Source organism: Bradyrhizobium sp. I1.14.4 (assembly GCF_050435825.1).
Classification (GTDB): domain Bacteria; phylum Pseudomonadota; class Alphaproteobacteria; order Rhizobiales; family Xanthobacteraceae; genus Bradyrhizobium.
The window spans coordinates 43,148-56,663 of the sequence record NZ_JBNDLA010000016.1 but is presented as its reverse complement, the minus strand read 5'-3'; the positions used below and the strand labels follow the sequence as shown (position 1 = coordinate 56,663).

Annotated in this window: 6 protein-coding genes and 1 pseudogene; 4 read left to right on the top strand and 3 right to left on the bottom strand. The window is 61.3% G+C overall.

Going from position 1 to position 13,516, the window contains the following annotated elements; all coding sequences use genetic code 11:
* Nucleotides 1–48: 48 nt before the first annotated feature.
* Together metK and ahcY are read left to right on the top strand one after the other, a co-directional pair.
* Entirely contained in the window at nucleotides 49–1,245 is a 1,197-nt protein-coding gene (gene metK / locus ABIB78_RS26590) for a methionine adenosyltransferase (RefSeq protein ID WP_429029582.1), read from the top strand.
* Between the two features lie 126 nt (nucleotides 1,246–1,371).
* On the top strand, nucleotides 1,372–2,799 hold the full coding sequence (gene ahcY / locus ABIB78_RS26585) for an adenosylhomocysteinase (RefSeq protein ID WP_429029580.1): 1,428 nt from the start codon (nucleotides 1,372–1,374) through the stop codon (nucleotides 2,797–2,799).
* A gap of 142 nt (nucleotides 2,800–2,941) precedes the next feature.
* On the opposite strand, the pseudogene ABIB78_RS26580 reads toward ahcY, so the two are convergent.
* Nucleotides 2,942–3,067, bottom strand: a pseudogene (locus tag ABIB78_RS26580) (hypothetical protein); the annotation flags it as partial.
* Between the two features lie 590 nt (nucleotides 3,068–3,657).
* On the bottom strand, nucleotides 3,658–5,793 hold the full coding sequence (locus ABIB78_RS26575) for a calcium-binding protein (RefSeq protein WP_429029578.1): 2,136 nt from the start codon (nucleotides 5,791–5,793) through the stop codon (nucleotides 3,658–3,660).
* Nucleotides 5,794–6,503: 710 nt separating this feature from the next.
* Between ABIB78_RS26575 and ABIB78_RS26570 the strand changes: the two genes are divergently transcribed.
* Entirely contained in the window at nucleotides 6,504–9,395 is a 2,892-nt protein-coding gene (locus ABIB78_RS26570; protein WP_429029577.1) for a beta strand repeat-containing protein, read from the top strand.
* Nucleotides 9,396–9,908: 513 nt separating this feature from the next.
* Here the strand turns inward: ABIB78_RS26570 and ABIB78_RS26565 are convergent.
* Nucleotides 9,909–11,594, bottom strand: coding sequence for a glycosyltransferase family 4 protein (locus ABIB78_RS26565; protein WP_429029575.1), 1,686 nt, complete (start codon nucleotides 11,592–11,594; stop codon nucleotides 9,909–9,911).
* Between the two features lie 659 nt (nucleotides 11,595–12,253).
* Here ABIB78_RS26565 and ABIB78_RS26560 point away from each other — a divergent pair.
* Nucleotides 12,254–13,378 carry a calcium-binding protein gene (locus ABIB78_RS26560; protein ID WP_429029572.1) on the top strand — a complete coding sequence of 375 codons (1,125 nt, stop codon included), beginning with the start codon at nucleotides 12,254–12,256 and terminating at the stop codon, nucleotides 13,376–13,378.
* The last annotated feature ends 138 nt before the right edge of the window (nucleotides 13,379–13,516 follow it).

Sequence of the window (13,516 nt, the reverse complement as noted above, 5' to 3'; positions counted from 1 at the left end):
ATATTCACCAACCAACGTCGGACTTCGACGAAACAAGGGGTTTGCTTGATGCGCGCGTCTTATCTGTTCACCAGCGAGTCGGTTTCCGAGGGCCATCCGGACAAGGTCTGCGATCGCATTTCGGATGAGATCGTCGACCTGTTCTACCGCGAGGGACCGAAAGCGGGCATCGACCCGTGGCAGATCCGTGCGGCCTGCGAGACGCTTGCGACCACCAACAAGGTGGTGATCGCCGGTGAAACGCGCGGCCCGCGCTCGGTCACCAACGACCAGATCGAGAGCGTTGTCCGCGGTGCAATCAAGGACATCGGCTACGAGCAGGACGGCTTCCACTGGAAGACCTGCGATATCGAGATCCTGCTGCATCCACAGTCGGCCGACATCGCGCAGGGCGTCGACGCGCTGCAGCCTGGCGAGAAGCAAGAAGAGGGTGCCGGCGACCAGGGCATCATGTTCGGTTACGCCACCAACGAGACGCCGGACCTGATGCCGGCGCCGATCTTCTACGCCCACAAGATCCTGCGGCTGATCTCCGAAGCGCGCCACTCCGGCCGCGAGAAGGTGCTGGGTCCGGATTCCAAGAGCCAGGTCACCGTGCAGTACGAAAACGGCAAGCCTGTCGGCGTCCGCGAGATCGTGGTCTCGCACCAGCACCTGGTCGAGGACCTCACGTCCAGCCAGATCCGCGACATCATCGAGCCCTATGTTCGCGAGGCGCTGCCGAAGGACTGGATCAACGGCAAGACGATCTGGCATATCAATCCGACCGGCAAGTTCTTCATCGGCGGTCCCGACGGCGACTCCGGCCTGACCGGCCGCAAGATCATCGTTGACACCTATGGCGGCGCGGCTCCGCATGGCGGCGGCGCGTTCTCCGGCAAGGATCCGACCAAGGTCGACCGCTCGGCGGCCTATGCTGCGCGCTATGTGGCCAAGAACATCGTCGCGGCCGGTCTCGCCGACCGCTGCACGCTGCAGCTCGCCTACGCGATCGGCGTGGCGCGTCCGCTGTCGATCTACATCGACACCCACGGCACCGGTAAGGTGTCGGAGGATGAACTCGAGACGGCGGCAGCCAAGGCGATGGATCTGACGCCACGCGGCATCCGCACCCATCTCGACCTTAATCGTCCGATCTACGCGCGTACCTCGGCCTACGGCCATTTCGGCCGCACGCCCGACAATGAGGGCGGCTTCTCCTGGGAGAAGACCGATCTCGTCGAGCCGCTCAAGCGCGCGCTCTAAGTCTCGTGTCATTCCGGGGCGCTCGCGCAAGCGAGCGAACCCGGAATCCTTATCCGTCAATTCGAGATTCCGAGTTCGCCGCTGTGCGGCGCACCGGAATGACGAGCTCAACAACAGGAAGCTCCCATGAACGCCCCGATTAAGCCCGGTTTCACCGACTACATCGTCAAGGACATTTCGCTCGCCGATTTCGGCCGCAAGGAGATCTCGCTCGCCGAGAGCGAGATGCCCGGCCTGATGGCGACCCGCGAGGAGTACGGCCCCAAGCAGCCGCTGAAGGGCGCGCGCATTGCGGGCTCGCTGCATATGACGATCCAGACCGCGGTCCTGATCGAGACGCTGGCCGCGCTCGGCGCCGACATCCGCTGGGTCTCCTGCAACATCTATTCGACCCAGGACCACGCAGCTGCCGCGATCGCCGCAGCCGGCATTCCGGTGTTCGCGATCAAGGGCGAGACGCTGACCGAATACTGGGACTACACCGCAAAACTGTTCGACTGGCATGGCGGCGGCACGCCGAACATGATCCTCGATGACGGCGGCGACGCCACCATGCTGGTGCACGCCGGCTACAGGGCCGAGCAGGGCGACACCGCCTTCCTCGACAAGCCGACCTCCGAGGAAGAGGAGATCTTCTACGCGCTGGTCAAGCGCCTGCTGAAGGAGAAGCCGAAGGGCTACTTCGCCGAGATCGCCAAGAACATCAAGGGCGTTTCGGAAGAGACCACCACCGGCGTGCATCGTCTCTACGAGATGGCCAACAAGGGTACGCTGCTGTTCCCGGCGATTAACGTCAACGACAGCGTCACCAAGTCGAAGTTCGACAACCTTTATGGCTGCCGCGAGTCGCTGGTCGACGGCATCCGCCGCGGCACCGACGTGATGATGTCGGGCAAGCTCGCAATGGTCGCCGGCTTCGGCGACGTCGGCAAGGGCTCGGCGGCGTCGCTGCGCCAGGCCGGCTGCCGCGTCATGGTCTCCGAGGTCGATCCGATCTGCGCGCTGCAGGCGATGATGGAGGGCTATGAGGTCGTGACGATGGAAGATGCCGCGCCGCGCGCCGACATCTTCGTCACCGCCACCGGCAACAAGGATATCATCACCATCGAGCACATGCGCGCGATGAAGGATCGCGCCATCGTCTGCAACATCGGTCACTTCGACAACGAGATCCAGGTTGCGACCCTGAAGAACCTGAAGTGGACGAACATCAAGCCGCAGGTCGACGAGATCGAATTCCCCGACAAGCACCGCATCATCCTGCTGTCGGAAGGGCGCCTCGTGAACCTTGGCAACGCGATGGGCCACCCGTCCTTCGTGATGTCGGCCTCGTTCACCAACCAGACGCTGGCGCAGATCGAGCTGTTCGCCAACAACAAGGGCGGCAAGTACGAGAAGAAGGTCTACGTGCTGCCGAAGACGCTCGACGAGAAGGTCGCGCGCCTGCACCTCGCCAAGGTCGGCGCCAAGCTGACCGAGCTGCGCAAGGACCAGGCCGATTATATCGGCGTGAAGCAGGAAGGCCCGTACAAGTCGGATCACTACCGCTACTGATCCGCGGCCATTGCGATCGATCAAATGAGAAGCCCCGGCATCGACCGGGGCTTTTTGCTGAAGTGTCGTGCATCGCCCACGATGCGTGCTAATGCAGCTGTCGCGTGATGTTGGAACCCGACGTCATTGCTGTCGATGGTCACTAGTTCGCTGATTGGATCGCGGTGGTCTTGGTGGCAGCAAACGCCGTCGGGGTTTGCCCAGCGAGGGCCTGACGGGGCCTGTGGTTGTTGTAGTAGATCAGGTACTCGAACAGGTCGTTCGCGAAGTGGTCGAGATTGTAGACGTTTCCTGCGCCGCCCTCGACATATTGAAGGCTGTCGGATTAGGATGAAAACGAGCTGAAGCTGCCCAGAGTTATGGTGTCGTTGCCGTCGAGAGCGTAGACCGTGGTGTCCGCGCTCGGTGTATCGGCGTAAGTGTCGTCCGAATTGGTGAGACCAATCGCCGTCACTATTACCTCTGGTCGTAAAATGCCGGGACGATAGAACGCAAAAGCCCGGCCGGATCATTACAATCTGTCGTCAGCAACAAAGGCCGTCTGGCGTGCGCTAGGCGTGCGGTCGTTGGCAAACAATTCAGCAACGAAATAGCAACATTCATTCACAATGTCGAAGTTCGCGGGCCGACCATGCTCGCAGTGGTTGCTGTCGTAACACAAATTAGGGCGAGCCGCATCGCAGCCATGGCGAAATCATCATGGAGCGGTGCGAAGCCCTATCGGCAGCCTGACCACCGCGCCCGGGCGTAATCATCGACGACAAGCTCCGCAATCCGACCCAAAGCCTGGCGCCTGTTGGCGAAGCAGCCCGGCACGGACCAAGCGGGGCGGGTGCAGATTCTCGTCCTGGAAGGCGCTCAGCTGAACTGGAACATGCTCGCGTCAAGCTGTCCCGGTGCGATACCGGTGAGCCAGACCGCATTGCCCGCGGCGTCGGTGATGATGGTCGTGTTGGTGCCGGCCACGTAGAATGACGCCGCCTGGACATCCGCGAACGAATGCAGCGAGGTGCCGGCGAAATTGATGAGATCGTTGACGCCGCCGGCACTGAAGTCCTGGATCACCATCACTTCGGAGGTCGAGTCGTTGATGGTGAAGGTATCCCGGCCGCCGCCGCCCCAAGCATAGTCGACGCCGCCGCCGCCCGTGATGCTGTCTGCGCCGGAGCCCATCAGGAACACGTCGACATCGGCGCCGCCGGTCACGGTGTCGCCGCCGTTCGAGCCATAGACATAGTTCTGGCCTGAGCCGCCGTAGATCACATTGCCGTCGGTCTCGCCCGAGGAGATGAAGATGTTGAGACCGGAGCCGCCAACCATCGTGTCGACGCCGGTACCGCCGTAGAAGTAGTTGGTGCCGGCGCCGCCGTAGAGCAGATCGGCGCCATCGTCGCCGTACATCACGTTGACGTCGCTGGGACCAGCGCCTCCGGAGCCAACCAGAATATCGTTGCCGCTGCCGCCGAACAGGTAGTTGAAGCCGGTGCCGCCGTAGAGAACGTCGTTGCCGTCTTCGCCGAGCAGCACGTCGAAACCCGCATCGCCGAACAAGATGTCGTTTCCGGCGCCGGCATAGAAATAATCATTGCCGTCGCCGCCGTAGCCAACGTCGTCGCCGCCCAGACCCACCAGAACATCGTCGCCCGTGTACCCATACAGCGTGTCCGCGCCGGCATGGCCGTAGATCAGGTCGTTCGAGATGCTGCCGACTGCGGTCGGCTGCGCGGCGGTCGCGAAAAACGTCGTCGTGTTGCGATCGTCATAGATGGATTCCTGCAACGTATCGGCAAAGCCGGGCTGATGCTGCTCCCAGATGATCTGCTCGCGTCCGTCGCCATACACGCCGATCGCGCCGGCGCCGATCATCGACGTGCTGCTCGAGCTGGTCGTGACCGTGCTGGCGTCTGCAAGCGATCCGTTGCTGCCAATGTGGTAGCGGCTGACCGACGTCCGGCCGACGATCGCATCATTGTCACTATAGGTCACCGTCACGCCGCCGTCGCTCGTCGCGGCGGCGTCGATCGATCGGATGAAATAGCCGGTGCCGACACCGTCAATCTGGAGGGCCGGTGCGACCGCCGTTCCCGCGGCGTCGAAGATCTGGACGTCGATCACTGGATCGAGGATGGTAGTGGCCGAATTCCAGGAGCCACGAACCAGCGCGAAGCCTCCACCGCTGAGTGCGACCACCTTGTCATAGCTGACCGAAGCGCTCATCCCGGGCGCTGTCGATAAGGTCATCTCCGTCCCGACGGCGACGCCTGAAGCGGTATAGATTTGCGCTTCGACATTGGCGCCGCTGATCCAGCTGACCAGGATGTTGCCATTAGCGAGCGTCGTCGCCGAAGGGTTGGTCTGACTGCCTGCTGTGAGCGTGTTGACGGCGAATTGGGTGCCGATCCTGTTTCCGGCGGAATCGAACAGCTGGGCGCTGATGCCCGAGCCCGAGCCATCGCCGCCGACGCCGCCCGGATCGGGGAAAAGGCTGTCTTGCCAGACGGCGAGGAATCCGCCGCCCGCCACCGGCGCGATCGTTGCGTTGGTTTCGTTGCCCGCGGTGGTATTGAGTTTAATCTCCGGCCCTACGGTTCCGTCGGGCGCTACAATCTTCGCGAACACGTCCGTCCGCAACGTGCCGGTGTTGTAGGATCCGAAAGTGTAGGAAACGGCGACCGATCCATTGGAAAGCGTGGTCACCCCGGGCGACGAAACGACCGAACCAGTCAAGGTCGGGCTGTAGGCACTGCTGGCGATCGTGATCGGGGTCCCAAACGTATTGCCGAGCGGATCGACCCGTTGAAGAACGATGGACCCGTAGCTGAGGTCCGGGAGGTTGGCATAGCCACCTTCCATGTAGACCATCGCCATCTGGTCATTGCCGATGGCGGCCAGCACGGGTGCATCGACGTTATTGGAGCCGTTATTGGTCCCGTTGACGGGAGGGTTGGGCTGCACGCTCGCGATCAGTACCGGGTTTCGCCAAACGCTTCCCATCACTCGATCCTCCGCTAGCCGGACACGGTCGGCCGAGACCGTGCGATTGCTTGCCGTGCAGCGATATTTAGAAACGTTGAACTCGCCAGCAAGACTATTTCGAACATGCTTCAACGACGTTTGCAACCGAACACGCAGTTTCCAGTTATTTTCGGCTCCGGCAAGTATCGGTGCTTCGGATTCCAGCCAAGGCGTCTGCGACTTATTGTCGTGAACCCGAACGCAACGTTGCTCTTCGTGCCAGTTTCTGAATCATATCGCAGCTGCGAGGGCGCAGCAGCGCATCATCGCAAGCTCGCGGCCGACGAACTATCGGCCTGGAGGTGGTTGCGCGGGCCTGAACTCGTCCGCAGTCAGACAGCGCGAGTCCCGCAATAATCGTCTTGTAGAGGACCGTTGACTCGCCCAAACTCTCTCGCTTAGATTGTTTCCATATTTTTGTTTCGCTAAAGTTATTGCAAAGGGGGGAGGCTTGAATTGATTGTCACTTCAGCCCGCCTGAACGGCTTCGGTTGGAGACCGTTGCCTGATCAACTCATCCGCTGATTGGCCCAGCAGCTTATTCCGCTGCCGCAGGCTGCTTGCTTTTCGTCTCTCGAGCGGTTCGTTCCGGCGGGTCTGGTGACTCTCTCGCCGGTTCGTCTGCTGACTGCTGCGTACCGCTGACTACCCGCATTGCACAAAAAATCGATTACACGAAGGGGATTATCATGGCGACATTTACAGGCACGTCCGGCAACGACTCCTTGTCCGGAACACCCGATGGTTCAAACACGAATGACACCCTGTCAGGGCTCGGTGGCAATGACACGCTGATCGGCGGCGATGGTGCCGATTCCCTGGATGGCGGCCCTGGGCAAGATTTCGCATCCTACATCGACTCGACCTCGGGTCTTAAGGCAAGCTTGGCAGACCCAAGCGTCAATACGGGCATTGCGACCGGTGACACCTATACTTCGATCGAAGGGCTGATCGGCAGCAACTTCAACGACACACTTATCGGCAACGGAAACACCTCCTTCCTGCAGGGCGGATTGGGAGCCGACTCGATCATCGGCGGCTCCGCCAACGACTATGCCGACTACGCGAACTCAACCACCGGAATTGTCGTCGACCTCGCCGATCCCACCCAGAACACCGGCGAAGCCGCCGGGGATACTTACTCCAACATCTTCAAGATCAGAGGCTCGGCTTTCAACGACACACTGATCGGTGACGCCAACGGCAATACGCTGCGTGGTGGCGCTGGCGCTGACGTGCTCAACGGCGGGGGCGGCTTTGACTTTGCTTCCTATTCCGAATCGGGAATTGGCATCACGGCAGATCTGGCAGACTCGTCTCAAAATACAGGCGAAGCCGCCGGCGACACCTATATCTCCATTGAAGGCCTGCGTGGCAGCGACTTCGCTGATCATTTGATCGGCGATTCCGGAATCAACCTCCTGCAAGGGGGTCTCGGTGCCGATACGCTGGATGGCGGCGCCGGCTTTGACTACGCCGACTATTTCACCGCTACGACCGGCGTCGTTGCCGATCTTGCCAACTCTGCCCTGAATACCGGAGAAGCCGCCGGCGACGTCTACATTTCTATCGAAGCGATCCGAGGAACGGCATTCAACGATACGCTGATCGGCGATGCCAACACCAATTTCCTCCGCGGTGGCACCGGCGCCGACTCGCTCGACGGCGGCGCAGGGTATGACTATGCCGATTACGGTAACGCGACCACGGGCGTTCTCGTCGATCTCGCAAACAACGCGCTGAATACCGGCGAAGCCCTCGGCGACACACTTACTTCGATTGAAGGCATCCAAGGAGGAGCCTTCAACGACACCCTGATTGGTGACGGAGGTAACAATAACCTGCGCGGCCAGGCCGGTGCCGACTCGCTCGACGGCGGCGCGGGCTTTGACTTCGCGGATTACGGTAATGCTGCGGTGGGAGTGGTTGCAAGTCTTGCCAATCCGGCTGTCAACACCGGCGACGCCGCGGGCGATACCTATACCTCGATCGAAGGTATCATTGGCTCGGCGTTCAACGATACCCTGACGGGTGATGGCGGAGACAACAATCTGCGCGGCGGTGCGGGTGCGGACGTACTGGACGGCGGCGCCGGCAATGACGTTGCTGAATATGTCAACGCCACCGCCGGCGTGCTCGCCAGCCTGGCTAATCCCGCCTCGAACACGGGCGAGGCTGCCGGGGACACCTACACCTCGATCGAGGGGCTGAGGGGATCGAACCTCAACGATACCTTGATCGGTGATTCCGGTAACAACCTGCTCGACGGCCTGGGCGGCGTAGATTCGCTCACAGGCGGAGCGGGGAACGATACCTACATTCTCGATAACGCCGCCGATGTCATTATCGAGAATCCGGGAGAGGGTACCGACACCGCGGTCGTTACAGGCAACTTCAACTACACACTCGTTGCCAACGTCGAGAACCTCGCGATTGCGACGTCCGCCAATGTTTCGGGCACCGGCAACGGGTTCGCAAACTTCATCACCGGCGGCACGGGCAACAACACGCTGGATGGCGGTCTCGGCGCCGACACGATGGCCGGCGGGCTTGGCAACGACACCTATTTCGTCGACGATCCCGGCGATGTGGTGGTCGAAAACACCGGCGAAGGCACCGACACCGTTCACACCACGATCACCTACAGCCTGACCGCAAACGTCGAGAATCTGATCCTGGATGGATCCGGCAATCTCTCGGGTATTGGCAACGGACTGGCTAACGTCCTGACAGGCAACGCCGGCAACAACTCCCTCTACGGCGGCGACGGCAACGATACCGGCTACGGAGGTGCCGGAGCCGATGTCCTCGTTCTCGGCAACGGCGACGACTATGGCGATGCCGGCGACGGCAATGACTACATCTATGCGGGAGCCGGCAATGACGTCCTGATCGGCGGCGCCGGGCTCGACGTTCTCCTCGGAGAGGACGGCAATGACGTGGAGTATGGCGGATCCGGCTTCAACTATCTGTTTGGCGGCAACGGCACCGACACCTTGATCGGCTCGGGCGGTACCGCCGGTAGCGACGTCAACGTGATGTATGGCGAAGCCGGGGCCGATTACCTCTATGGCGGGGTCGGCACCAACTACTTCTACGGCGGCGCCGGCGTCGACACCATGTACGGCGGCTCGGGCCTGAACATCTTCATCTCGTCGGGCGAGACTGACGGCAACATCATCTACGGCGGCTCGGGCCAGAACTACGTGTATGGCTCCAACGGCGGCGACACGGTGACCGGCGGAAGCGGCGTCGACGTGTTCCTGATGGGCACCGGGGCCGACAACATCAGCGGCGGCGGCGGCGTTGACTATGCGTGGGGTGGCGGTGGTGCTGATACATTCAACGTCAGCGACGCCAGCCAGGAGATCATGGTCGTCCAGGACTTCAATACGGGCGGAGTGAATGACTTCGTCAACTTCGCGGGTACATCGCTGCATTCGTTCGCCGATGTTCAGGCCGCGGAGACCTACGTTGCCGGGATCAACACCACGATCATCACCGACGCCGCAGGCAGTGCGGTTTGGCTGATCGGTGTCGCGCCGGGACAGCTGGACGCGAGCATGTTCAAGTTCAGCTGAAAATTGGGGCTCTGATCTCTAGAGCTTTGACTGCCAGACGCGCGAAAGAAGGCCGCCACTTGAGGCGGCTTTCTTATTTTCAATCGCATTCCCGCTCCGGTGGCTCCGCGCAAGAGCTCGCGTTGATCGTTAATCAGCCAAAGGGCAAGTTGGCCGACGCCATCCGCTATGCGCTCTCACTCGGATCACAAACCGCGACCAGGCTCGCTCGATCGATAAGATTGCCACCCAAGAGATCGGAATGACGCTTGGCGATACGCCCGCTGCCGGAGCGCGAGAAATATTCCAAGATCGTCGGCCTCTGGACCACCGAAGCCGGCCACCCCAATGAGGTCTGCCACATCTGAGCGAGGGCACGCAGGTGCTGGAGGAGATGCATTCGACCATCATGCTGCCGGCGCCGCATTCGCCGTTGCAGTGAGGGGCGATGGCACACGACGAAGCCAGGGCGGCATCATGTTGCGTGATGTCGCCGCATACAAACAGCGAACAGGATCGCAGCCAGCTGCCGGATTACGGTTCGCTGGCGGAAAGCGTCGCTCTCGGCTTCGGCAGCAGGGTGAGGGCGCCGCATTTGGTCAGCACCATCACCGCTCTTTCCACAAGATCGCCGGGTGTGTTGGGCAAGTGCTTGATCAGCTCCGACATCGACAACGACCGGCCGTTCTTCTCGAGGACACCGACGATCTCGTCCACAACCTGCTGCCTGGCAAGCACCTGAGCGGCCCGAGCAATACTTTCGGCGGAAAGCCTGCGGTGCACCTCCTTCAGATCGACGCCTTCGCCCAGCGCGAACACACATGCGCCATCGAGCGCTCGCGTCGGATAGGACTTGAACATCGTGAACGGATTGAGCCGGTCTGGCCGGATCGTTCCTGCCGGAACGGTGCCTTCGACCTTGCTTCGCCTGCGTGCTCCGAGTTCCGTCCAAAGCTGCGCATAGAGCTTCATGATCTGCGACCAGTCATAGGTATCGCGCGCGCGCTTCTGCCCCGCTGCCCCCATCTGCCGCCGCAGATCGGGATTGGCAAACAGCGTGGAATAGGCGGTTGCGGCGGCGGGGATGTCGACGGCGATCAGCTGGCTCGTGAGGGCGGTGTGGGTATCGTAATTGTCGAAGCCGAAATCTGCCCGCTCGACAAGGAAATCGGCTGAGCCGGGTGGCAGGGTGAGCGTTGGAACCCGGAAGCCGTCGGTGCCGTCACGAATGGTCTCCCTGTAGCCGTTCCAGTCCGACACCACAACGGGCAGGCCCGAGGCCATCGCTTCGACCGGCGTAAGGCCGAACGTTTCCTGAAAATTGTCGGCGAGCGAGGTGAATATGTCGGCCGACGCCCATGCGGCCCGCAGATCCTTGGCCTTGCGCCCGTCGACGAAGATGCGCCGCAGCGACGGACCAAATTGAGCGCACTCGCGGACATAAAGCTCTTCGGTGGCGTCGCGGCTGAACCAGCCCGCCAGCACCAAGACGACCTTATGTCCCTTGCTGGCCTGTTCCGCCGCCAGCAGCATTGGAATGTGGTGGGCCTTGGCATGGAAGGACAATCGTCCGACGTAGAGCAGGACGATCTCATCGTCGTCGATTCCCAGCATCTGCCTGGCGCGCTGCCGTTCGCCCTCGCGAAAGGTGAAGTCGGCGCAATTCACTCCGAGCGGGATGACCGGAAGTTGCGGTATCGGCATTCGCCGCGCACCGAGCCTCGCCTTCAGAAATGCGGCCTGTGCCGAAAGCAACTGGTCGACGGTCTTGTGCACCGCGAGCGAGGTGCAAATAATTGCATCCCAATGCTCGAGCGGACTGAGCGGCATCGACGACAGCATTCCCATCGCAACATGGGTCATCGTCGTGTGCGTGATGCCGCACAGGCTGTAGGCGCGGGGTGAATGGCGCGCACGCCGCCAAGCGTACGGGCTGAGGCCGGGGTCGGGCAGATACAGCAACCCTGGCTCGCCAAGACGTCGATGCGCCGGCGGCGGCAGCCATTCGATGGTGGTGGTATCCGATCCGGAACGCCGGATATCGGTCGCGAACTGATCGACGAATTCACGCTTTGGCGTGTAGCAGAACAGCCGTTCCGGTTTCTCGCGCGCCAACGCTTTGAGAAATCCCGCCCCGGCGGCTTGACGTCCCATGATGCGCTTGTCGCCAAGCGAGTATGCTTCGGGGAGATAGAAAAGTGCGGCAGTGGGAAACGACATCTGATTTTCCAAAATCAATAATTCCGGAGATTGATAGCAGGTGAGGCCGATGCATTGGAACCTGATTTCTTTTTGCCGCCGCCTTGAACCCGCAACCTGAGGGCGATAGCGTGTCCGGCAAAAGCCGTGTTAGCGTAACGGCTTATTTGAGGTCCGGCTGGTGGCCGGCATTGTTCGGGCTGGCTTCGATTTGCGGCCGCCCTCGCGTTTTTTTGGGGCTCGACGAAGCCTGCCTATTGACGGAGATGTTTCATGGTCGGCGCCCACACGCCAGCTTGGTTAACAGTGGAAGTGTGAGCGCGACCACAGTGACCGGCGGCGAATTCCTCTATTGTTAGATGGCGAGGCGGGGTCCGGGACCCTTCTTCCGAACTTCTTTTGGTGTTTTGAGCCGGAGCAGACGGCCTCGCAACTCCGGCTCTGGTGTCAAACGCCGGTCACCTGTCTACGGCCGGCTTTGGAAGTCGAAGCAGGTGTTTTTACGATTGCATTGAACCTCGCAACCATCGCCGATACCAAAACTGTTGGATGCTAGGTTAACGCCTTGTTTGAAGACCGGCCTTTTGAGGCCATTTCGTTCCCCGGCGGTTCCCCATATTTGGCCGCCTGCAATTTTTTTGGCCGGCTCGACGAAGAGCCAATATTGACGGAGATACTCCATGCCCGTGTTTTATGGCGATAGCAGCGACAACAGCGTCAGCAGCTCAGCTGGCTTCGACTCACTCTATGGCGGTCAGGGCAACGACACACTGGGAAGCAGCATCGTCGGTTTCGACTATTGGGAGGGTGGCCAGGGCGACGACTACCTGTATGCGCTCTGGAGCAGCACGGCCTTCGGCAATTTCTACGGCGGTGACGGCAACGATTTCATCCAGGGTGGCAACAGCGCCGCTACGCAGTTCGAGTATGGCGGCACCGGCGACGACTGGATTGAGGAAGATCAGAGCGGCCTGGCCACGCAGGCCCATATTATCGACGGTGGTGCCGGCCGCGATCGCCTGGAAGGCTCAAACGGCAACGACACGATCTACGGTGGCGACGGTAACGACAGCGGCGCCAATATCGTGGCCGCCGGCATCACCGTGGCGCCAGGACTGTACGGCGGCGCCGGCAACGACGTCCTTGCAGGCGGGGGCGGCGATGACCTCCTCTTCGGTGGCGACGGCAACGATTTGATGTATGGCGGCACCGGCAATGATACGTCGTATGGCGGCAACGGCAGCGATACGCTCGTCGGAAACGAGGGCACGGATCTGCTCGAAGGCGATGCCGGCAACGACTGGATCTACATGAGCGCCGGCGACCTCAGCAACGGCTACGGCGGAACGGGCAACGACGTCTTGATCGCCACCCAGGGCTCAGTGGTCGAGAATGGCGACGACGGCAACGACGTCATGTACGGCTCCAAGAGCAACGACTATTTCTACGGCGGCAATGGCGACGACACCATGTACGGCGGTGACGGCGTCGACGTTCTGCTCGGCGGTGCCGGCAATGACTATTTCGATGGCGGCCAAGGCGTGAACTACTACTTCGGCGGCGGCGGCAACAACACGTTCGTCTCCAACGATGTGCCGAGCGTCCAGGTGGTTCAGGACTTTAACGCAGCCACCGATACCGTGCTGTTCAATGGCAGCGGCTTCAGCTCGTTCGCCGATGTGCTGTCGCACTCCTACCAGAACGGCGCCTACTTCGTGATCCAGGTCGACGGCGACACCGCGGTCTGGCTGAACGGAGCGACTGCAGGCTCGGTCACGGCGGCGAATTTCTCGATTGTCAGTTGACGCGAAGGGCCCCGGGAGCGTTCTCCCGGGCCTCTTTACGCCGTCTCGTATCCGGACTGGATGGTTTAAAACCCCAGTTTTAAGATCGAAAACGCCCGTCCGCTCTTGCAGCGGCCGGGCGTGGTGTGTTTCGAACGG

Bases quoted from the DNA above. Each gene is read 5' to 3' on its own strand.
- ABIB78_RS26575 (WP_429029578.1), bottom strand. From the start codon at position 5,793: ATGGGAAGCGTTTGGCGAAACCCGGTACTGATCGCGAGCGTGCAGCCC.
- ABIB78_RS26560 (WP_429029572.1), top strand. From the start codon at position 12,254: ATGCCCGTGTTTTATGGCGATAGCAGCGACAACAGCGTCAGCAGCTCA.
- ABIB78_RS26565 (WP_429029575.1), bottom strand. From the start codon at position 11,594: ATGTCGTTTCCCACTGCCGCACTTTTCTATCTCCCCGAAGCATACTCG.
- metK (WP_429029582.1), top strand. From the start codon at position 49: ATGCGCGCGTCTTATCTGTTCACCAGCGAGTCGGTTTCCGAGGGCCAT.
- ABIB78_RS26570 (WP_429029577.1), top strand. From the start codon at position 6,504: ATGGCGACATTTACAGGCACGTCCGGCAACGACTCCTTGTCCGGAACA.
- ahcY (WP_429029580.1), top strand. From the start codon at position 1,372: ATGAACGCCCCGATTAAGCCCGGTTTCACCGACTACATCGTCAAGGAC.